Annotated in this window: 24 protein-coding genes and 1 pseudogene; 12 read left to right on the forward strand and 13 right to left on the reverse strand. The window is 44.5% G+C overall.

Annotated features, from left to right (window positions below; translation table 11 throughout):
• Positions 1-7 precede the first annotated feature (7 nt).
• The 3 genes and pseudogenes from ACQVGT_RS15255 (at position 8) to sndC (ending at position 3,045) form a co-directional block, all read left to right on the forward strand.
• Positions 8-325: pseudogene (locus ACQVGT_RS15255) on the forward strand (hypothetical protein).
• A 65-nt stretch (positions 326-390) separates the two neighbouring features.
• A complete protein-coding gene (locus ACQVGT_RS15260; RefSeq protein ID WP_015383248.1) occupies positions 391-1,782 on the forward strand; it encodes a hypothetical protein in 1,392 nt (463 codons plus the stop codon).
• Between the two features lie 72 nt (positions 1,783-1,854).
• Positions 1,855-3,045: an N-acetyl amino acid acetylase SndC gene (gene sndC / locus ACQVGT_RS15265; protein ID WP_015383247.1), complete on the forward strand. Its 1,191-nt coding sequence runs from the start codon at positions 1,855-1,857 to the stop codon at positions 3,043-3,045.
• 17 nt (positions 3,046-3,062) lie between these two features.
• On the opposite strand, the gene ACQVGT_RS15270 is transcribed toward sndC, so the two are convergent.
• Genes ACQVGT_RS15270 through ecsA form a run of 3 tightly spaced genes read right to left on the reverse strand, consistent with a single transcriptional unit; the run spans position 3,063 to position 5,755 of the window.
• Complete coding sequence (locus ACQVGT_RS15270; protein ID WP_015383246.1) at positions 3,063-3,773, reverse strand: EcsC family protein; 711 nt, start codon at positions 3,771-3,773, stop codon at positions 3,063-3,065.
• 19 nt (positions 3,774-3,792) lie between these two features.
• Positions 3,793-5,019, reverse strand: coding sequence for an ABC transporter permease EcsB (gene ecsB, locus ACQVGT_RS15275; protein WP_015483030.1), 1,227 nt, complete (start codon positions 5,017-5,019; stop codon positions 3,793-3,795).
• Positions 5,012-5,755 carry an ABC transporter ATP-binding protein EcsA gene (gene ecsA, locus ACQVGT_RS15280; protein ID WP_003233230.1) on the reverse strand — a complete coding sequence of 248 codons (744 nt, stop codon included), beginning with the start codon at positions 5,753-5,755 and terminating at the stop codon, positions 5,012-5,014. Before ecsA ends, ecsB begins: the two co-directional genes overlap by 8 nt.
• Before the next feature lie 487 nt (positions 5,756-6,242).
• On the opposite strand from ecsA, the gene ACQVGT_RS15285 reads away from it, so the two are divergent.
• From ACQVGT_RS15285 to trpP, 3 genes are all read left to right on the forward strand, one after another.
• On the forward strand, positions 6,243-6,680 hold the full coding sequence (locus tag ACQVGT_RS15285; RefSeq protein WP_003233231.1) for an HIT family protein: 438 nt from the start codon (positions 6,243-6,245) through the stop codon (positions 6,678-6,680).
• 146 nt (positions 6,681-6,826) lie between these two features.
• Positions 6,827-7,906, forward strand: coding sequence for a 3-phosphoserine/phosphohydroxythreonine transaminase (gene serC, locus ACQVGT_RS15290; protein WP_015383244.1), 1,080 nt, complete (start codon positions 6,827-6,829; stop codon positions 7,904-7,906).
• A 124-nt stretch (positions 7,907-8,030) separates the two neighbouring features.
• The gene (trpP, locus tag ACQVGT_RS15295; protein WP_015383243.1) at positions 8,031-8,549 is read left to right on the forward strand and encodes a tryptophan transporter TrpP; all 519 of its coding nucleotides are present in this window, start codon (positions 8,031-8,033) and stop codon (positions 8,547-8,549) included.
• Between the two features lie 73 nt (positions 8,550-8,622).
• On the opposite strand, the gene yhzF is transcribed toward trpP, so the two are convergent.
• Positions 8,623-8,814 (reverse strand): membrane protein YhzF, encoded by a 192-nt coding sequence (gene yhzF, locus ACQVGT_RS15300; protein WP_014476318.1) that lies wholly within the window; start codon positions 8,812-8,814, stop codon positions 8,623-8,625.
• Between the two features lie 128 nt (positions 8,815-8,942).
• Here yhzF and ACQVGT_RS15305 point away from each other — a divergent pair, with 128 nt between their 5' ends.
• Entirely contained in the window at positions 8,943-9,299 is a 357-nt protein-coding gene (locus tag ACQVGT_RS15305) for a YtxH domain-containing protein (RefSeq protein WP_003245875.1), read from the forward strand.
• 177 nt (positions 9,300-9,476) lie between these two features.
• Positions 9,477-10,088: an HTH-type transcriptional regulator Hpr gene (locus ACQVGT_RS15310; RefSeq protein WP_003239501.1), complete on the forward strand. Its 612-nt coding sequence runs from the start codon at positions 9,477-9,479 to the stop codon at positions 10,086-10,088.
• Here ACQVGT_RS15310 and ACQVGT_RS15315 read toward each other — a convergent pair.
• Entirely contained in the window at positions 10,085-10,426 is a 342-nt protein-coding gene (locus ACQVGT_RS15315) for a YhaI family protein (protein ID WP_009966921.1), read from the reverse strand. The two genes, ACQVGT_RS15310 and ACQVGT_RS15315, sit on opposite strands and share 4 nt — an antisense overlap.
• Positions 10,427-10,633: 207 nt before the next feature.
• On the opposite strand from ACQVGT_RS15315, the gene ACQVGT_RS15320 reads away from it, so the two are divergent.
• Together ACQVGT_RS15320 and ACQVGT_RS15325 are read left to right on the forward strand one after the other, a co-directional pair.
• On the forward strand, positions 10,634-11,152 hold the full coding sequence (locus tag ACQVGT_RS15320; RefSeq protein ID WP_015483028.1) for a DUF3267 domain-containing protein: 519 nt from the start codon (positions 10,634-10,636) through the stop codon (positions 11,150-11,152).
• A 107-nt stretch (positions 11,153-11,259) separates the two neighbouring features.
• Positions 11,260-11,442: a hypothetical protein gene (locus ACQVGT_RS15325; RefSeq protein ID WP_024571667.1), complete on the forward strand. Its 183-nt coding sequence runs from the start codon at positions 11,260-11,262 to the stop codon at positions 11,440-11,442.
• A gap of 52 nt (positions 11,443-11,494) precedes the next feature.
• On the opposite strand, the gene yhzE2 is transcribed toward ACQVGT_RS15325, so the two are convergent.
• Both yhzE2 and yhzE1 read right to left on the reverse strand, forming a co-directional pair.
• On the reverse strand, positions 11,495-11,581 hold the full coding sequence (gene yhzE2 / locus ACQVGT_RS15330; protein WP_003155248.1) for a sporulation protein YhzE2: 87 nt from the start codon (positions 11,579-11,581) through the stop codon (positions 11,495-11,497).
• A 124-nt stretch (positions 11,582-11,705) separates the two neighbouring features.
• Entirely contained in the window at positions 11,706-11,792 is an 87-nt protein-coding gene (gene yhzE1, locus ACQVGT_RS15335; RefSeq protein ID WP_003327753.1) for a sporulation protein YhzE1, read from the reverse strand.
• A gap of 159 nt (positions 11,793-11,951) precedes the next feature.
• Between yhzE1 and prsA the strand changes: the two genes are divergently transcribed.
• Positions 11,952-12,830: a peptidylprolyl isomerase PrsA gene (gene prsA, locus ACQVGT_RS15340; RefSeq protein ID WP_015383240.1), complete on the forward strand. Its 879-nt coding sequence runs from the start codon at positions 11,952-11,954 to the stop codon at positions 12,828-12,830.
• A 40-nt stretch (positions 12,831-12,870) separates the two neighbouring features.
• Here prsA and yhaL read toward each other — a convergent pair whose 3' ends face one another.
• From yhaL to ACQVGT_RS15370, 6 genes are all read right to left on the reverse strand, one after another.
• Positions 12,871-13,083 carry a sporulation protein YhaL gene (gene yhaL, locus ACQVGT_RS15345; protein WP_003233252.1) on the reverse strand — a complete coding sequence of 71 codons (213 nt, stop codon included), beginning with the start codon at positions 13,081-13,083 and terminating at the stop codon, positions 12,871-12,873.
• 124 nt (positions 13,084-13,207) lie between these two features.
• Complete coding sequence (gene yhaM / locus ACQVGT_RS15350; protein ID WP_003245698.1) at positions 13,208-14,152, reverse strand: 3'-5' exoribonuclease YhaM; 945 nt, start codon at positions 14,150-14,152, stop codon at positions 13,208-13,210.
• Between the two features lie 73 nt (positions 14,153-14,225).
• Complete coding sequence (gene sbcE, locus ACQVGT_RS15355) at positions 14,226-17,117, reverse strand: DNA repair/recombination ATPase SbcE (protein WP_080341616.1); 2,892 nt, start codon at positions 17,115-17,117, stop codon at positions 14,226-14,228.
• 4 nt (positions 17,118-17,121) lie between these two features.
• Positions 17,122-18,348, reverse strand: coding sequence for a metallophosphoesterase family protein (locus ACQVGT_RS15360; RefSeq protein ID WP_015383238.1), 1,227 nt, complete (start codon positions 18,346-18,348; stop codon positions 17,122-17,124).
• Between the two features lie 106 nt (positions 18,349-18,454).
• A complete protein-coding gene (locus ACQVGT_RS15365) occupies positions 18,455-19,714 on the reverse strand; it encodes an ABC transporter permease (RefSeq protein ID WP_015383237.1) in 1,260 nt (419 codons plus the stop codon).
• Positions 19,707-20,603, reverse strand: a complete 897-nt coding sequence (locus ACQVGT_RS15370; protein ID WP_015383236.1) for an ABC transporter ATP-binding protein — start codon at positions 20,601-20,603, stop codon at positions 19,707-19,709. The genes ACQVGT_RS15365 and ACQVGT_RS15370 overlap by 8 nt, the downstream gene beginning before the upstream one ends.
• A 126-nt stretch (positions 20,604-20,729) precedes the next feature.
• Between ACQVGT_RS15370 and ACQVGT_RS15375 the strand changes: the two genes are divergently transcribed.
• Complete coding sequence (locus tag ACQVGT_RS15375; RefSeq protein ID WP_003233264.1) at positions 20,730-20,915, forward strand: YhzD family protein; 186 nt, start codon at positions 20,730-20,732, stop codon at positions 20,913-20,915.
• Positions 20,916-20,924 lie beyond the last annotated feature (9 nt).

Here is a 20,924-nt window from a genome sequence, read left to right on the forward strand (position 1 = left end):
AAGCAAAATGAAGCATACTTGCCCAGTCTGCGGGTTTAAGGGATTGGCTGAACCGCCATATGATCATGAAGGCAATCATTCTCATGAAATCTGCCCGTGCTGCGGTTTTCAGTTCGGATTTGATGAGTACGAGATGCAGCACGAGGATGGTTCATATGTAGAGCCATCGGAAAGCATCATCGCCTATAGAAAAAACTGGCTTGCTGAATTGTGCATCATTTTTTCTCCTGAATGCTTCCCAAAACATCAGCAAAAAGCGAATAGAGTATTAAGGCATCATCTGATTGAGCAGCTGAAACAAATCAATGTTCATCTTCCATCATAACCCTCCCCTCTGTCCCGGCACCTTCCGCCCGCCTATGAATAATCTGTAAGCGGAAGGAGTGATCGATGATGGAAGTCGGGATTTTGTCTGTCCATGTTCTGTATGTGTTTTTTATCGGTGCAATTATCCTATTTATGCTGCTGAGAAAAGACACGACATTTATTTCTCTATTCGGCATTTTTATCATATCGCTATGGGCCAGCCATTCACTTTCAGCTTCTGTCAGCAGTTTATTCCACAGCTTTATCTATGCGGCCGGCGAACTGCTGCCCACGATTTTCATCATTTGCTTTATCGTTTCGATGAGTGATTTGTTAACAAAAACAGGGATAAATGAAGCGATGATTTCTCCCTTTGCAAGCCTTGTGAGAGGGCCTGTGACTGCCTATTGGCTGATTGGAGGCCTGATGTTCGCCATTTCTCTCTTCTTCTGGCCTTCTCCGGGTGTCGCTTTAATCGGCGCCGTCCTGCTCCCCGCAGCCGCACGTGCCGGTTTGACGCCTCTTGCCGCGGCCATGGCCATGAACTTATTCGGACACGGTTTTGCCCTGTCAGGAGACTTTGTCATTCAGGCGGCGCCAAAGCTGACTGCGGATGCAGCAGGCATTCCAGTCGGTGATGTCGTCTCGGCCAGCATTCCGCTTGTGCTGATTATGGGTGTGACCACAACAACCGCTGCCTTTATCATGATTCAGCGCGAACGCAAAAAACAGGAGCATCCCGCTTCTTTTTCCCCCGTTCTTTCCGGCGAACAAGACAACTCGCTGTACTTGCCAAAACGCCTGCGGTCCATACTGGCTTTTTTGATTCCGCTTGCCTTTCTTGCAGATATCGCCTGCATGCTCTTGTTTAACCTACAAGGAAATGATGCCACCGCGTTAATTGGCGGGTCTGCAATCTGTATCCTCCTTACCGTTCATTTTTTCGTGTATAAGCATCAAGGGCTTGAAAAAATCACCGGCTATTTTATTGACGGATTTAAGTTTGGTTTTAAGGTTTTCGGCCCCGTCATCCCGATTGCCGCTTTCTTTTATCTTGGCGACTCAGGCTATGAGAGCATACTGGGCACTTCACTCCCTAAAGGTTCCCACGGCATTGTCAACGATCTTGGCATTGCTTTATCCCATATGATGCCTATGTCAAAGGAGCTTGCCGCCGCTGCATTAACTGCCGCTGGAGCCATAACAGGCCTTGACGGCTCAGGATTTTCTGGCATTTCTCTCGCCGGCTCCATCGCAAAGCTCTTTTCGTCCGCTCTCCATGCCGATCCCGCCGTTCTGACCGCGCTCGGACAAATCTCTGCCATCTGGGTGGGCGGAGGAACACTGGTCCCATGGGCGTTGATTCCCGCCGCGGCCATTTGCAAAGTTGATCCTTTTGAGCTTGCCAGAAAAAACTTCATTCCAGTCGCGATTGGCCTTTTGGTGACAACCCTCGCAGCTGTGATGATGCTTTAAAACAGTACAAGTTGAAATATTCAGACTTTTTCTATACAATCATGGAAAAGCATAGAAAAGGGGGAAGCGGCTTTGTCCATATCCACACTGCAGAAAGAGATAAACAAACAGCTCGACAACTGTTTTGAAGAAATGGTTGAGATCAGGCGCCATTTTCATATGTATCCTGAGCTCTCATTTCAAGAAGAAAAAACCGCCGCATTTATTGCTTCCTATTATGAATCGTTAGGAGTCCCAATCCGCACGAACGTCGGCGGCAGAGGGGTTTTAGCATATATAGAAGGAAGCGAACCCGGCCCTACAGTCGCTTTGAGGGCCGACTTTGACGCTCTCCCCATTCAAGATGAAAAAGATGTCCCTTACGCCTCCAAAGTGCCAGGTGTCATGCATGCATGCGGCCACGACGGCCACACCGCAGCTCTTCTCGCAGTGGCCAAGGTCCTTCACCAAAACAGACATGAACTGAAGGGAACATTTGTGATGATCCACCAGCATGCAGAAGAATATTATCCGGGAGGCGCAAAGCCAATGATTGATGACGGCTGTCTCGAAAATGCGGATGTGATATTCGGCACTCATCTTTGGGCAACTGAGCCGCTCGGAACCATCCTTTGCCGCCCCGGTGCCGTAATGGCGGCGGCAGACCGATTTACGATTAAAGTCTTCGGAAAGGGCGGCCACGGCGCTCATCCGCATGATACTAAAGACGCCGTCCTGATCGGTTCGCAAATCGTTTCCTCTTTGCAGCACATTGTCAGCCGCAAAGTCAATCCGATTCAATCCGCCGTCATTTCGACAGGCTCCTTCATCGCCGACAATCCGTTTAATGTCATCGCAGACCAAGCAGTACTCATCGGCACAGCGCGTTCTTTTGATGAAAATGTCCGGGACATTCTGGAGAAAGAAATTGAAGCGGTTGTAAAAGGAATATGCAGCATGCACGGCGCGTCCTATGAGTACACCTATGAACAGGGTTATCCGGCGGTTGTGAACCATACTGCCGAAACGAACCACTTGGTGAGCACCGCAAAGAATACCGAGGGCGTTCAGCAGGTCATTGACGGTGAACCGCAAATGGGCGGCGAGGATTTTGCTTATTACTTACAAAACGTGAAAGGCACTTTTTTCTTTACAGGTGCCGCTCCCGAACAGCCAGATCGAGTTTATTCCCACCACCATCCGAAATTTGATATCAACGAAAAAGCCATGCTGACAGCGGCAAAGGTCCTTGCCGGCGCTGCGATCACCTATCATCAGCTATAAAAAAACAGCCGGAGTGTTTATTCTCCGGCTGTTTCCTTTAATATCCTCAGATGAAAAACATGTCTTGCCGTTTCTCCAAGCTGAGCAAGCAGCTTATAATTGGCAATTCCGCCGACTGCCGCTCCTACGCCCGGCAAAAGCTGAAAAAGCTTCACGACGTCGATATAATCGCGATATTCCTGCTGGAACACTCTCCAGTCGATGCTCTTTTTCTGCGTCTCCCAATTTTCGATGACAGAAAAAAGCGATTTACGGCCATCGTCACTCGAAAATGCAAGCTGAAATACGAGCAGCAAAAACATCCTTTCTTGTGCATCCTTGACATCAAAGCCGTAAATGGAAGACAAGGTAAATAAACACTTCATCTTAATTGAAAGCAGCAGCGGAAAATCAGCAATGCCTAAAAAAATGCCGCCCGCTCCGGTGCCGACTCCCTCAGCAGCTGCCACTTTCTGATAAGAAACAATCGTTTTTTTCGCCAATTCGTTTTTTTCACTGAGCGACAGTGCGCTTGTATCCTTTTTATAAGTGATGATATTGGAGCCGGCCATTGTCGCTTCTACCATTTTTTTCACACTCTCGGTGACGACCGTATGGATTTTTTCAGGAATCCGTTCATTCACCTTCGTCTGCACACGCTTCGAAAAGCGTTCAAACATGGAACCCTTTCGCAAAAAATGCATTTTCCATTGCAAAGCTTCCTGCATCAGCAGCTGATTATCTGTCATTTGATTACCTCTTTTCAGTTCACAGCTTTCCGTGCTTTTTCAGCCTGGTTGTCATATAAGCAGGCAAAACAACAAAAATCAGAACGGCAGAACCGATCAGCGCGTACAGAAAACCGGTCAAGCCGGCTGCATAGGCAGATGCAACAGACATCAGCAGCGCTTGAATACTAAGTGCAGTTTTTAATAGAGAGAAATAGCTTTTCAGCTTTGTTTCTTTTTTCACAGGGTACAGCTCTTGAAGCGCCAGATGGTCAAAGTGGCCGAAGAGCGGCAGAAGCTGAATGCCCGTAATGAAAATGGCAAACACTGTCAAACCCGCTGCAATCAGTGGGCTAGCTGAGACATACATAATGATCAGCGCGAAAACGATCGTTAATCTGACAAGAATGCCCAAATAATCACTCGAACGCAAAAAGGCGCGGGTGAACATATAGGCAAATGTTTTGCGCTGTTCAAACGGCACAAGCCGCAGCAAAAAGTCGAGATAAGCTCTGCGTTTGGCTTGCTTTCGTAAATGCGGCACATCAGTAAACAGGTTGGCAATCCGATAGAAACGCTGCTTTCGTCTCAATTCGGACTCAATATGGCTTTCCCATTTAAATGTTTTCCGTTTTGCTGCGGAAGACATATACAGATAAAGAACAGCCATAATGACATAGACGAGAAGCGCATACATATAAACAGATTGGAAAATAAAATAAAGAACGAGTGTATTCGCCGCAAAGCGAATGATGACGTCCATCCGTTTCATGCTGCGGTCGTTTTGGAAAGTCGTGCGCCATTCCATTACCTGATTCCACGCTTTCAGCAGCAACAGTTGGACAAAGACCGCGGCATACGATACGAGCGAAGCCCCCGGTGTGACTGCGAAATAAAGCGGCATCGCAACGATGCTCAGCGCAATAAGCGGAAACAGCTGAGACACATAGCTGTAGACAAACGCCTGCTTCAAGTAAGGCTCCATTTTTGCTTCAAGTGGCAATAAGAAAACAAGGTCAGCCTCCTTCAAAAGCGTTCGCACATAAGAGCTTGTCAACACGAGCGAAAACAGCACAGCCATCACCCAAAAGGACGGAAAGTGAGCGGGAATGTCCCGTATCCATTTGCTGTACCAGCTTGCAGCGCCCGCTAGAAAAAAAATCAAAACAATGACGAGGTGATCGTTGAGCATATATTTCATGTATGTTCTTGTTTCTTTGATATGCTCCTGCAGCCGCGACTGCCAAATATCAAGCATATTATTCATGGCCAGCGTCTTCCTTTGTAAGCTCAAGATACAAATCGTCCAGCGCCGCGTCCTTCATTCCAAACTGCTCTCTGAGCTCTGACAGCGTGCCGCGCGCCCGCACCTCGCCGTTATGTAAAATAATAAACGAATCGCAATAGCGTTCTGCCGTTGCCAAAATGTGTGTTGACATCAGCACGCTCGCCCCGCCTTTTTTCGCTTCATTCATCCGTTCAAGCAGCGCGTTAATGGCAAGCGGATCAAGCCCTAGAAAAGGCTCATCAATAATGTAGAGCGCAGGCTCTGCCAAAAATGCGCACATAATCATAACCTTCTGCTTCATTCCTTTAGAAAAATGGGCCGGGAACCACTTCAGCCTCTTTTCCATTCGGAATTCCTTTAAAAGCGGAGGCAGCCTTTTCTCCATCGTTTCTTTTGACAGTCCATATGCCATGGCTGTTAGTTCAAGATGCTCCATCAGCGTCAATTCTTCGTATAAAACAGGTGTTTCAGGTATATAGGTAAATTGTGAACGGTAGCCTTCCGGATCCTCAGCAAACGTTTTACCGTTTAATTCGATTGAACCTTTATGCGGGTCCATCAGCCCGATGATGTGTCTGATTGTTGTACTTTTACCAGCACCATTCAGCCCGATTAAGCCGACAATTTGATTCGGTTCAAGGGTGAATGATACGTTTTTTAAAACCGGATTCCTTGTATATCCGCCGGTCAAGTCTTTTACCGATAGCAGAGACATAGTTTCTCCCCTTATAGTGTTTTTCTTCATAGTACCAAAAACAAGGCCTGATTTGAAACAATTCCCTTTTAACAAATGATGAATTTGCTGTCATAAAGAGACAGGGTTCTGGACATCTTAATAGTTGTAGAGGAAAAGCATATCAACTGAAAAATGAGGTGTTTGTCAAAGACGTCTTAGAAACAGTTGGATAGAAAATAAACATGTCCAATGCTCAAACCATTTCTCTTCACTGAATTGATGAATTCTTCATGTATGAAGCAAATTGTCAAATGAGGTGTTTATCGCAGGAATCGTTAGGCATTAAACAAGTCTTCATTTTATTGACAAATGAGGTGCTTACCAAAGGCATAACACATTTTCTTCATATAAGCTCTTCCTCTGCATTCAGGGTGAACGCTCGCCGTTCATCCTGTTTTCTATTTTCTGCATTTCTGTGGTACGATGAGTGTATACATACTAAACAATTTCATAAGGAGGAACCCTCATGCATTGTGCAGAGAATTGTATCTTTTGTAAAATTATCGCCGGCGACATTCCATCCGCAAAGGTGTATGAAGATGAACATGTACTTGCCTTTCTTGATATCAGCCAAGTGACAAAAGGCCATACGCTTGTCATTCCGAAAACACATATTGAGAATGTATATGAATTTACAGATGAATTAGCAAAACAATATTTCCATGCTGTTCCGAAAATCGCCCGCGCTATCCGGGATGAATTTGAACCGATCGGCTTAAATACGCTGAACAATAACGGCGAAAAAGCTGGACAATCTGTGTTCCACTACCATATGCATATTATCCCTCGCTACGGAAAAGGAGATGGATTCGGAGCGGTTTGGAAAACGCATGCTGATGATTATAAACCGGAGGATCTGCAGAACATCTCTTCCTCTATCGCAAAACGCCTGGCCTCATCATAAGATGAGGTTATTTTATTTTGTGAACATTTCGCAAACATCCGTCAATTTCTTTTGATAATTCTAATTTTTTATCAAAAAACTGAATTTTTGTGATAGGATAATTGTATTATTTTATACATTAACGTGGAAAACAGGGAGAGATCATAATGGAACGTACAACGAATTTTAACGCAGGTCCTGCAGCGCTGCCACTGGAAGTTCTGCAAAAAGCACAGAAAGAATTTATTGATTTTAACGAATCCGGCATGTCTGTTATGGAGCTTTCCCACCGCAGCAAAGAGTATGAAGCGGTGCACCATAAAGCGAAAAGCCTCTTAATCGAACTGATGGGCATTCCGGAAGATTACGATATCTTGTTTCTTCAAGGCGGGGCAAGCCTTCAATTCTCAATGCTTCCGATGAACTTTTTAACACCTGAAAAAACCGCACATTTTGTCATGACCGGCGCTTGGTCTGAAAAAGCACTGGCAGAAACGAAATTGTTCGGGAACACGTCTATCACCGCTACAAGTGAAACAGACAATTACAGCTATATTCCAGAGGTTGACCTTACGGATGTAAAAGAGGGCGCATATTTACATATCACATCCAACAATACAATTTTCGGCACTCAGTGGCAGGAGTTTCCGAATTCTCCAATTCCGCTCGTAGCCGACATGTCCAGCGATATTTTAAGCAGAAAAATCGATGTGTCTAAATTTGACGTGATCTACGGAGGCGCCCAAAAGAACCTCGGTCCTTCCGGCGTGACTGTAGTCATTATGAAAAAAAACTGGCTGAAAAATGAAAATGCGAACGTCCCAAAAATCCTGAAATATTCCACGCATGTCAAAGCGGATTCACTCTACAACACTCCGCCGACATTTGCGATTTATATGCTGAGCCTCGTTCTGGAATGGCTCAAGGAAAACGGCGGTGTGGAAGCTGTTGAACAGCGCAATGAACAAAAAGCGCAGGTTCTCTACAGCTGTATTGATGAAAGCAACGGCTTCTATAAAGGACATGCCAGAAAAGACAGCCGCTCACGCATGAATGTCACCTTCACGCTTCGAGATGACGAATTAACGAAAACATTCGTCCAGAAAGCAAAAGATGCGAAGATGATCGGCCTTGGCGGACACCGTTCGGTGGGAGGCTGCCGCGCTTCTATTTATAACGCGGTCTCTCTCGAAGACTGTGAAAAATTAGCTGCGTTCATGAAGAAATTCCAGCAGGAAAATGAGTAAAAAGTCTGGCTATGCAAACCGTCCGTTTGGTATACTGTTTGCATAACACATTCTGTAAAGCCTTCGCAATAAATGATGAGCATATTATTGGAGGGCAAAAAGCTTAGCAGAGGAGAGCATAGTTATGAAAACAAAAGAGTTAGTCATTATGGCTCTGTTTGCCGCAATCGGCGCAGCGCTTCATTCTATTATTCCGCCCTTTTTAGGCGGCATGAAACCAGATATGATGCTGATCATGATGTTCATGGGCATTCTGCTGTTCCCGCGAGTGCAAAATGTACTCGTCATCGGGATCGTGACCGGAATCATTTCCGCGCTTACAACCGCGTTTCCAGCCGGACAGATCCCTAACATCATTGATAAACCGGTATCAGCGTTTCTGTTCTTCTCCCTGTTTCTCTTGTTCAGAAAGAGCCTAAAAACAGGTGCAGCCGCTGTGCTGACAGTGATCGGGACCATCTTATCAGGAATTGTGTTTCTATCGTCAGCTTTATTGATCGTCGGTTTGCCGGGCGGTTTCGCCGCATTGTTCGCGGCTGTTGTTCTGCCGGCCGCTGTGCTGAATACAATCTCAATGATCATTATTTATCCGATTGTGCAAACCATTTTAAGACGTTCAAGCTTTATGGAAGCTGCTAAATAATTGTCACACAAAACCTCTTCCGCTTCCGGGAGAGGTTTTTTTGAACAGAGCGCTCGCAGCATGTCAGCATGTTTTAAGCGAGGAGTTTTGTGAAAAAGATAAGACATAGTGTAAAGGCGGTTCCGGTTGAACAAACAAGCGCTTTCTGCCGGATGACTTTCTTGGGCGGATAAGAAGCAGCCTGGCTGAGAAGTCTGATATAGTAAACAGCGCCTGAAGCGAAGGCAAGGGTGATGCAGGATAACACAATTAAAAAGACAGACAACCTTCTCCCTCCTTTTCACTTAAAAAATATGCTAAAATAAAGCAAGCTATGTATAGAAGTTCAGGCTTTCAACAAAAATGAAAAATGCTGAATGAATCCTATTTGAAGAAAAAGACGGGGTGATTGTAATGGCGAGCGGACGTTCTCTATTAACAGGACTATTCGTAGGCGGCATCATCGGAGGAGCAGCGGTTCTTCTTACTGCACCTTCCTCAGGAAAGCAGCTGCGTGAAAAAATGAAAACCAATTATGATTCTTTTGAAGAAACAATCAAACGCTTAAAGTCAGACGGGCTTGCATTAAAAGACCAGCTGATCAAAGCGGCAAAAGAAAGCACGGATGTTATTAAAGACGTGGGCGGCGAGCTCCAAACGTCAATTAAAAAATGGCAGGAAGAGATCAAGCCTCACCAGCAGGATTTGCAAAAAGAAATTGCCGATATCGAAGAGAAAATCAGACAGCTGGAGAAAACCTTACAAAACTAATATCCTATTCAAAAGAAAAAAATGCGGGCCAGAATTGGACCCGTATTTTTTTTGGCCGAAAAACCCTTCCGCCGCAATGGTTTGTGAATTTATTAAAAAATTCTTACATTTTCATCTTTATTAATCTTTATTTTATTGGCATAATAGAGAAAAAGAAAAAGAGAAGCAGGTGACGTAATGAATCGAGTGGAACCGCCCTATGATGTGAAAGAAGCTCTGGTCTTCACCCAGAAAATGGCTCAGCTTAGCAAGGCTCTTTGGAAATCGATCGAGAAGGATTGGCAGCAATGGCTCAAACCGTATGACCTGAATATTAATGAGCATCATATTTTATGGATTGCGTATCAATTGAATGGAGCTTCCATTTCTGAAATCGCGAAATTCGGGGTCATGCACGTATCAACCGCATTCAACTTTTCAAAAAAGCTGGAAGAACGGGGATATTTAAGGTTCTCCAAACGGCTGAATGATAAACGGAACACATATGTCCAATTGACTGAGGAAGGTACCGAGGTATTCTGGAGCTTGCTTGAGGAATTTGATCCGACACGCAACGCTGTTTTTAAAGGGTCACAGCCTTTGTATCATTTATTCGGAAAATTTCCTGAAGTGGCAGAAATGATGTGTATGATACGCCATATCTACGGCGATGATTTTATGGAAATTTTCGAAACGTCACTCACCAATATTGACAATGACTTTGAAAGCGTAAACGGAAAACTGAAGAAAAAAGCAAAGGACAGTGCGGCGGATGAACCGGCTGAAGAGCTCGAACCTGTAAACAGTTAATCAAAATGCTTCATGATGTCGATAAAGACTTCCATCAGCTCTTGATAAAGCCCCTGCTCATACAGGGCAAAAATCGTTTCATGAACATCTAATTTTTCATTCAGCTGTCCGGCAAAAAGCGCAAGGAGCTTATCAAAGGTTACAAATCCTTGCGCTTTTTGTGTTGCCAGCTCTTCCGACAATTCATCGCATATCCTCATAACCGCTTCCCCTTCTTCCTTGCTCAGCCCTTTGTCAATGAGAAGCGCATAGAAGGGGTACCTGTCCATATCTACTGTTTTCACTAATAATTGTATGTAATATTCTAATCGCTCAATGCGATGATCCATCGAATCCATCCACATCACTTCTTTCTATCTTTAATCTTATTTTAGCTGATAATTCACTGAGAAGAAAGTTCTAACCCCATATTTCGCAGTTTGTTTGCTTGTTTCAAAAAAATACCTGCCGGATGATATTTTTTCTTAAAAAAGCATTGATTTTTTCTCTTGGGAGGAGTAAATTATTTTGAGATTCTATTCAAGATGTATGGAAGGATGACTTTGATGAATTGCTGGAAGACCATAAATCTCATGAAGGATTATGGCGCCGTTCGCATAATATTAACTGCTGTATGTTTTATGATTTTGGTTTTTATATCTACCTTTTTAGCTTTTGAGCTGCTGCGGCCTGGCACAAGCTTAAGCGATGAATATGTATCTTTATTCGGCGGTTTGCTCGTCGTTATTTTATTTGTACATAAAGTCATCCATGTCCTGCCAATCATCTGCAAAAAAAGAAAAATAGAAAAAAAGTTTTACATATTGCGCACGCGCACATGGAAACGTATACCAAAAACAACAATGCTCATTTCACTGGTCAGCCCGTTCTTGCTGATTACACCGGTATTGTTTTACGCAGCACTGGCATTTCCGAATCATGCTCATTATTTCTGCATGATCTCGGGCATTCACGCCGGCTACTGTCTGCCTGATTTCCTGCTGGCTCTCAAGCTGATAAAAGCACCGAAAACCGCTTTTATTGATCAGGAAGCAGACGGCTTGGATATTCTTGTTGAAAAGTAGTCAACCCCTGGTGCTGGTGGCGATTTTTCAATTTGCATTCTATCTTTTTTAATAAATATTTGGTAATGTAATATGGGACAGTTCAGAGAGAGGGGGAATCTCCCATCATTTTATTCTATTTTATCGTGGCTGCCGTGTTTATTTTATATTTCATAAACAGGCTCACCAATACATTATGCCTTGTCAGAGAGATTCCTGAAGAGCGGCAAGATAAGGTATTCCGATTTATTAATGTATCTATATTAATTTTACTGATCTCTTCGTTTGTGGAGATCTCCTTTACAGTGTAAATACGAAAGAAAGCATAGCTGCTGATTAAGCAGCTATGCTTTTTTATGTTGATTAGTACAGCCAAGAAGCGCCGATGATAATCAATAAAATAAATAACACAACCAATAAAGCGAATCCGCCTGCAAATACTTCACCCATCTTAAAAAGCACCTCCTGTAATAAGCTTTATTTACCAATTACATGTTATGCAATTCATGTTTGAAACGATTAGGCGCTAGTGAAAATAAAGGATCGCTTATGTTGCAAGCGATCCTCGGGCTGCTTAGTAGATGTAAGCTGCACCTACGATGATAAGCAAAATGAACAGTACTACGAGCAACGCGAATCCGTTAGAGTATCCTCCGCTCATGTTACATACCTCCTTTTCTTGATCAATATATAAGTATGTCGTCAGCAAAAGTTTGACTAGACGAATGCCCTTTATTTAAAATCTTTTTACAGAAAGCCACAATATGTTATGATACGCATAGGTAATTTAATTTGGAATGATTAGGAGTGTTTGAAACCAATGAAGAAAATCGCAATAGCAGCTATCACTGCTACAAGCATCCTCGCTCTCAGTGCTTGCAGCAGCGGCGACAAAGAAGTTATCGCAAAAACAGACGCAGGCGATGTCACAAAAGGCGAGCTTTACACAAACATGAAGAAAACAGCTGGCGCAAGCGTACTGACACAGCTAGTGCAAGAAAAAGTATTGGACAAGAAGTATAAAGTTTCGGATAAAGAAATTGACAACAAGCTGAAAGAATACAAAACGCAGCTTGGCGATCAATATACTGCCCTCGAAAAGCAATATGGCAAGGATTACCTGAAAGAACAAGTAAAATATGAATTGCTGACACAAAAAGCGGCTAAAGATAACATCAAAGTTACAGACGCCGATATCAAAGAATACTGGGAAGGCTTAAAAGGCAAAATCCGTGCAAGCCACATCCTTGTTGCTGATAAAAAGACAGCTGAAGAAGTAGAGAAAAAGCTGAAAAAAGGCGAGAAGTTTGAAGATCTTGCGAAAGAATACTCAACAGACAGCTCTGCTTCACAAGGCGGAGATCTAGGCTGGTTTGCAAAAGAAGGCCAAATGGACGAAACATTCAGCAAAGCTGCATTCAAATTAAAAACAGGTGAAGTCAGTGACCCTGTCAAAACGCAATACGGCTACCATATCATTAAAAAGACAGAAGAACGCGGCAAATACGATGATATGAAAAAAGAACTGAAATCTGAAGTGCTTGAACAAAAATTAAATGACAACGCAGCTGTTCAGGAAGCTGTTCAAAAAGTCATGAAGAAAGCTGACATCGAAGTAAAAGATAAAGATCTGAAAGACACATTTAATACATCTTCAACAAGCAACAGCACTTCTTCACCTTCAAGCAGTTCTAAATAATAAAAAAGCTGTGCAGGCTCAATGAGCCGCACAGCTTTTTTTATGCGATGGAATGGTTTTGATTTTCTTCTTCATGCTGCTGAGAACTGCGGCGTTCTCGCTCCTTTTCCATCCTCTCCATATAAATCTGCCCTTCTTTTTCAATAAAAGCCTGGTCTACTTTTTCTTCCTCTTTGGCTGCCGCCACAAGTTTATATGCGCTGAAAATGATGCCTACAATACAAAGATACACCCACCATGGAAAAAATAACACGGGCTCCTCCCCCTTTGCATAGATTCTTTATTCTTAACCATATGCGGGAATGAGACGAGTTATGTGCGGGAAAGACGCATCAAAAAGGACTGAGCTGAATATGTCAGCATCAGTCCTTTTTACGTTATTTATGAAATGTCGGTTTATAAAAGGAACGGTTTTCCAGTGCAAATACGCGTTCAGTATACTCGCCCGGCTTCACGCGCTCAAGCGCTCTGTCCATCATATTCATTTTTGCATCCAGATTGTCTATATAGTGAAGAATTTCCGCTTCTTTCACCATCGGCGGTTTCGGGCTGCCCCATTCTGCTTTGCCGTGGTGACTCAAAATCAAATGCTGAAGAATTAACACCTCTTCAGAATCGATTTGAAGCTCCTCAGCCGCTTTTGAAAGCTCTGTCACCATGATGGAAATATGGCCGAGCAAATTGCCTTCAACCGTGTACGAAGTGGAAACAGGGCCGGACAGCTCCTTCACTTTTCCAAGATCATGCAGGATGACACCGGCGTAAAGCAGATCACGATCAAGAGACGGATATAAATCTGCTATTGCTTTCGCCAGGTTCAGCATAGAGACAACATGATACGCCAAACCTGAGACAAACTCATGGTGGTTTTTCGTAGCCGCCGGATAATCCATAAACTCAGCTTCGTGTTTTTTAACCAAGAACCTTGTGATTCGCTGGATATTCGGATTTTTCATTTCAAATATATATTGAGTGATGGTATCCATCATTTCATTTTTCGGAATCGGCGCGGTTTCTAAAAAATCATCAATATTGACGTTTTCTTGCTCGCTTACCGGTCTGATATTTCTTAGCTTCAGCTGGGTGCGTCCGCGGTAATGATGAACATCGCCGACGACCTTGACAATCGTCTGCGGCGCATAGGTCACTTCATCACTTTGCTTGGCATCCCACAGCTTCGCTTCAATATCGCCTGACTGGTCTTGCAGCATCAGCGTCAAAAACGGTTTTCCATTGCTTGCAATCCCTTTCGTCGAGGATTTAATCAATAGATACTGGTCCACCTGTTCGCCAACCTCATGTAGCATAATCCCTTTAGCCATTCTATTAAAGCTCCCTCCGTATCTTACATAATACCAGTATATCACATACCGATTTTCAGCTATAGAACCTCTTTTATGACACCAAATGGATGATTTGGCTGCTATGAAATGCATCTTTTACGTGCTCATGGCATGTAAAATACAAAATCTGCCTACCGCCTTCGGATAAATCATACAGAACATGTAATACACGTTTCAGCCTTTCCTGATCAAAATGAACAAAACTGTCGTCAAGCTGGAACGGAAGCTTTGACCCACCCTGGCGCGTAACGGCCAAAGCAAATCGGATCGCTGTATACAGCTGTTCACATGTCCCTTGTGACAGCTCTTCCGCATGATAGACAGTTCCATCGCGATGCATAACCATGATCGAATCATCCGTTTCGGAAAAATAAATGGTTTGGTAGTTACCGTCAGTCAGAGGGCGGAAGAATTCTCCTGCCGTCTCCAGAAGGCGCGGAAGCTCGATTTTTTTATGCCGCTCCAATTTGTTTCTGATCACCTGTTTGACCATTTGTATCGAGGCCCATTTTTTAGCCGTTTCTTTTACACGTTCTTTTTGCATTTCGGTTTGAAGCTTGAGGTCTGAGACCAATCCCGAAGCCTCTAATTGTTCCTGTTTGACTGAGAGCAGTGCGATTTGGCTGCGGAGCTGCTCGATCTCCTCAGTCAGCCGCTCTTTTCTTTCATTCTCAACAAATTGCTTATCTTTCAATTCAGAAAGCGTATTGGAATCCGCCAGTTCAAGTTCCTCCGGGTGCCCGCCTTGAAGCTGTGCGTTTACGTGATGAAGCTTGTTCTCCGTATCCTTCAATTGCCTGCTGATGTCGGCTATGGCAAAAAACGCATCTCTGTCTTTTGCAGCAGCCGCGGCAAATAACTGTTTGATCTGTGCGTGGAAATACTGTATTTCTTGCTCAAGTTCAAGCATCTGTTCCTTTGTATAATGAATATCTGTTTCAATTTCCTTTTTTTGCTTCTCAATTTCTTTTTCACGTTCAATGTTTTTCCGCAATGTGTGAAGGGCGTCCGAAATGGAGATATCCTGACTCTGATTCACGGGACGAAGCATACTGACGCGTTCTTCGAATGTTCTCCGGTGCTTTTTCAGCCTGCCTGCTTCAATGGTCAGCTCATGCTTTTTCTTCACTTCTTTTTTAACATCCTTCATTAAGCTGTATGCCTCAAGCAAAAATGATGGATCTTCCTTAAATCCGAGCTCATTCATAAAACGCTCAACCTGTGTAAAGGACGGCGCCATTTCGGCTTCCCACTGTTCAAACTGCTGGATGACCCTTTCATACGCCGCCTCCTTTTGCTGGAGCGCTGCACGCTGTGTGAGAAGGTGCTGCTTATTGCGGTCATCCTCCCATAACGCTTCTCTAAGCATTTCAGCTTCTGCTGGTGAAATATCCGTCATGGGTTGTCTTGTCTCTCGGCTGTTTCGAGAAGACGGTTTTCCTGATACAAGCCAATACACAATAAGTGCAGCGCCGAAACTTATGGCAGGAATCCATTGCTGCAGCAGAGAAAAGAGAACGATGAACAACATACCAGCTGCAATGACAGTCTTTTTCTGTTTAGCCTGCTGTCTTTCAAAAAACGTTAGCTGTTCTCTGAGCTTCGTTTGCTCTTGGTGCTGCCCCTGTGTTTCATCATATGCTCTAAGAGCTGCTTCTTTATCTTTTCTTTGGCTGTTTTCAAGAATCGCGGACGAAGCGGCACGAACGGCCTTTTCCGCGTCTTCCAGCTCATGCCGGGCAAGTTCAAACGTCTCGTCAAGCTGCCGTTTTCTGTCTCTTGCCTGTACATATTGCTGCACCGCTTGCTGAAGCTGCCATTCATAATCATATGAGGTGTTCATATTCAGGAGCTCATTTTCATCCGTTTTATTGAGCTGTTCCAGCCCTGCCGCTGTCTGCGCAGACGCCTGGCGCAGCTGTGCCTGAATGGCTGCCAGCTGTTCTCCCCAGGATTGGTACATATGAAACGCTGCCGAAAGCTCTTGTATCAGCGTTTCTTTCGCCAATAGTTCTTTATCGGGGATAAGCTTTTGCCTCTGTTTGTCCAACTCCGCCATCTTCACCCGAAGCGCCTCAAGCTGTGCTGATTTCGGGTGAAGATGGGATTCATATTTTTCCAGCTGATGCAGTCCGTCAGCAGGAAATTGTCCTGCATGTTCCTGACATTCTGCAATTACCTGTTCGAGTGTCGCTTTTTCATTTAGCAGCGGCTTTCGCTCAATCGCCCCCTCAATCATTCGGATATGTCCTGCCGTCTCTTTCAATTCGATTTCCGCGGCTGCAAGGCGGGCTTCAAGCGTTCGTTTTTCCTCGAGAAGCTGATGATAGCCCGCTTCCTCTGCTTCAGCCTGTTTTAGCTTCACTGCCAGCTGCTTAAGCGTTTCCAGCTCCTGATTCAATTGAGGGTTTCGCCCATTTGGTTTATAGAGCCTTTCGCTTTCCTTCGTCAGCCTTGTATCAAGCTTTGATACGGCTTCAGCACCAAACAAGCTGGAAAAGAGCAAAAATTCCCCTATCTTGTCCCGATTAAAGGCGTGAACTTCCTGCAGCCCGAATACGTCGAACGAATATATGGCTTTGTACAACGACCTGTCTGTGCCCTGGAACAGCTGCTTTATAACATCTCCCTGCTTTACTTCGCCCTTTTCTGTGTACACGCTTAGTTTTTCGGCTTTCCCTTTCGTCCGTTCGATCTTCAGCACCCCATACTCAGGATGTTCAGCTTCAAGAACACCACCGTAGACACCGCCTGTTTTCGGTTCATATTTTTTCGTTTTCGGAAAACCGAACAGCATGCTTTCAATAAATGACATCATCGTCGTTTTTCCTGCCTCATTTAATCCGTAGATGACTTGGACAGGAGAGGCGGAAAAGCGAAAGGTCCGATTAGAAAATTTTCCGTATTGGTAGATATGTAAAGATATAATTCGCAAAGCTGTCACCGCCTCATGTATCAAGCACCTTAAGCTGTTTTTTCAATAATATCTGTGCCTGCTCTTTTATTTCCTTTACCTCCTCTTGTCTAAACCGGTCCGCGTGCCTTCTATACACTGGATGCCGCTCAAGCCCTTCCAGCACGTCTGACAGATCGCTGCGATCAATGTCTCCAAATAAACCGCCAAAAAAAGGATCAAGGTTTGTTAGGTTTGCTTCGTTTTCAGTCTCATCATCCAATCTAAGAGGCCAAACGAAATGTTCCTCTTCCGCTTCTTGTTCCTGAAGAGCTTCAAGAAACTCATCCAAGGTGCCTTTTGGCGCCTCCAGCAGCCATTCCGGCGCCGTCCCTTGTAAAACAAGCCTTACACAAACAGGGCTCCCCTTTTGCCGCAGCTTCGAAAACGTGTTCTCCACCATTTGGAAGAGGGCGGTCATATTCTTTGCCCCCGTCACATCAACTGCCGCTTTTTCCCACAGGACATCATGCGCTCTCTGAAATTCATAAGAAATATCTCCGTTAGTCACACGAACGAGATAATAGCCTTTATCTCCCGTCTCCTTCATATGGCGTGCTTGCGTGTTTCCCGGGTAAATGACTGCCGGGTGCTCGGCAGATAGAACTTGGCGTTTATGTATATGGCCAAGCGCCCAATAATCCATCCCGCTTTTCACGAGGTCGTCATGTGTAAACGGGCAATACGGATCGTGTCCTTCAGATCCAGACAGCGTGCCGTGGAGCATGCCGATATGAAACGGTGCGTCAGTTGATCTCCGATAGCGGGCAGCTTGGTTTTCCGTCACTGCTCTGGCTTGATAGCTGAAGCCGTAAATGCTTGCTATGCGCCTGCCTTCTTTAAAAAACGATTTTTCTTCTGGAACAGCGGACGAAAAAATATGGACATTCTCAGGCCATTCAATCGGCGTCCACTCCCCGCCAAGATGATCGTGATTCCCAAAGATGACGTATACCGAAATCCCGCACTCTCTGAGTCTTTCAAACTGTTTTTTCAAAAAGAGCTGAGCCTTTAAGCTTCGATTGGCTTCATCAAACAGATCTCCCGCCAGCAAAATGAAATCAACGTGTTCTCTCACTGCGGCGTCTATCATATGTCTCACGCTTGCAAACGTGCTTTCTTTAATCCGGGCAAAAATCGGCTCCGGCAGATGCGATATCCCGTAAAACGGGCTGTCAAGATGAAGATCTGCCGCATGAATAAAGGTTAGATCAGTCAACATTCTGCTCCTTTCCAGGATGAAGTACCCTTATTTTAGCACCGAATTCTTGCGAATGCACGTTCTGTCAATAAAGAAACAGCCTGAGAATCCCCAGGCTGTTTTCCAATCAGTTTTTCGCTAAACGTAGCGCTTGTTTGATCGCTTTGAACGCGCTTGAATTGCCGTAAATTAATACACCGCCTTTATAAATTCTGGCGCCGATAACGGCCAGTATGACAATGGTGAGCAGTGTGATTCCGATTCCGACAGCCGCCTGCCAGAACGGAATATCAAGCATGCCGACGCGCAGGAACATAATCATTGGCGTAAAGAACGGAATAAACGAAGTTACCGTGATAAATCCTGCGTCAGGCGCATTCAAACCGAACATCGCGATCATAAAACCGGCGACAACCAAAAGCGTCATCGGCGTGATCGTTTGCTGCACGTCCTCTATTCTGCTGACGACACTGCCGAGAAACGCGGCAAGTGTCGCGTACAAAAAGTATCCGAGCAAAAAGAAAATGACAGCATAGATGACAGTGGTTGCAGATACATCGGTCAAATTAAGGAATCCGCCGACAGATGAAGCCGTTTCGCTCTTTTCGTTCAGCTTAAGCGACAGAGAGCCGGCTCCTATAATAATAGCAAGCTGTGTGATCCCGACAAGCCCGATACCAAGCAGCTTTGCAAACATTTGCTGGATCGGCGGCATACTTGAGATCAGGATTTCCATAACTCGCGAAGATTTTTCGGTTGCGACCTCCATCGCTATCATGCTGGCATACATAATCACCGAAAAATAAATGACGAACAGCATAATGTAAACAAGCCCTACCGTCTGGCCAAGCTCTTCCTCAGACTTTGCCCCTTCTTTCAGCGCCTTCTGCCCCACAGTAACAGGCGCATAAAGGCTGCTGATCGTTTCCTGCGACACGCCGAGCTCCGCTGTTCCGACAGCTGTTTTGGTTTGCGTCAGCGCCTGCTGCAGCGTTTGATACGTGCTTTCATCAGAAATCGTTAACGCTTTATATGTTCCTGAAATGGTCCCTTTTTCATCTCGTTTGATGATGAGCATGCCATCGAGTGATTCATCTTTGACTTGCTTTGTGACCTCATCCTCCGATTGCTTCGACAGCTTCACATCAAGATCGCCATCTGTATCCACCGCTTTCAGCTGCTTTGAAAAAACCGGATATAATTCGTTTGTTTCATCAACAACGGCAATTTTTTCTTTCGCATCGTCACCTTGAAACAAAGAAATGATCGACTCCAGATTCGTTACAACTAAAACAAGCAGCACCGTGATGACAGTCGATATAATAAAGGATTTTGCCATAATCTTATTTTTGTATGTATGAGAAAGCATGATCCAAAATTTATTCATAGACGGCCCCCACCTTTTCTATAAAAATATCATGCAGTGACGGCTCTTCAAGCTCAAACTTTCTGATAAACCCTTTTCCTTGGAGCATCGCAAAAATCTCTTGAGAAATGTCTTCATTGGCAATCTGCAGCTGGACGCCGTCTGCCGTTTCCTTCCATTGAAGAATGCCTTCATGAGACTGCAAAAAGCGCAGATCGTCATCGGAGTGAATGGTAACATTCTTTTTACCGAAAGAACGCTTGATCTCCTTCAGCTTGCCTTGTACAACCGGTTTTCCTTTCTGCAATATGCAAAGGTTCTCACAAAGCTCCTCCACATGTTCCATCCGATGGCTTGAAAATAAAATAGAAACACCGCTGTTTTTCAGCGAGATCACAGCCTCTTTTAACAGCTCAACATTGACAGGGTCCAAGCCGCTGAATGGTTCATCAAGAATCAGGAGCTCCGGCTTATGCAAAACTGCCGAAATGAATTGGATTTTCTGCTGATTCCCCTTTGAAAGCTCTTCCACCTTCTTATTCTCGTAATCTGTGATATTGAAGCGTTCAAGCCATGTCCCGAGCTCTTTTACAGCCTCCCGCTTCTCCATCCCTTTTAATCTGGCAAGATAGACGAGCTGATCCCTTACCTTCATTTTCGGATAAAGGCCCCGCTCTTCCGGCAAATAACCGATTTTGTTGCTGATATGATAATTCACAGGACGGCCCTTCCAGCTGATTGAGCCCTCCGTAATGCTTAATAATCCTAGGATCATGCGAAACGTCGTTGTTTTTCCCGCTCCGTTTGCGCCTAATAGACCGAACATTTGCTGTTCCGGAATATCTAAGTCCAATCCGTCAACGGCTTTATAATCTCCAAATGTCTTCGTTACGTGATCAATTGTAAGCACTGAATCTCCTCCTTCCCTGACCCATTATATACTAATTTTGGATTAAGCATAATAAAGGATTTTGATTTCCTATTTAGAATATAAATGAAGAAAGACTGATAAACCTTAAAATGGAGGAGAAACCTGATGGCTGATTATTTCCTTACCGTATTTGATCCTTCGGGGAACACGCTGGTAAACGAGCAATTCGAGGCAGAACATGAAGAAGCGGCAAAAACGCATGGTGAAGCCCTCTTAAAAGAAAAAGAGCTTCATAGTCATACTCATCGTTTAGTCAATGCAGCCGGAAAGCTGATTTTGTTTCACAGATGATCAGCTTTC

This window comes from Bacillus sp. SCT118 (genome assembly GCF_058566435.1).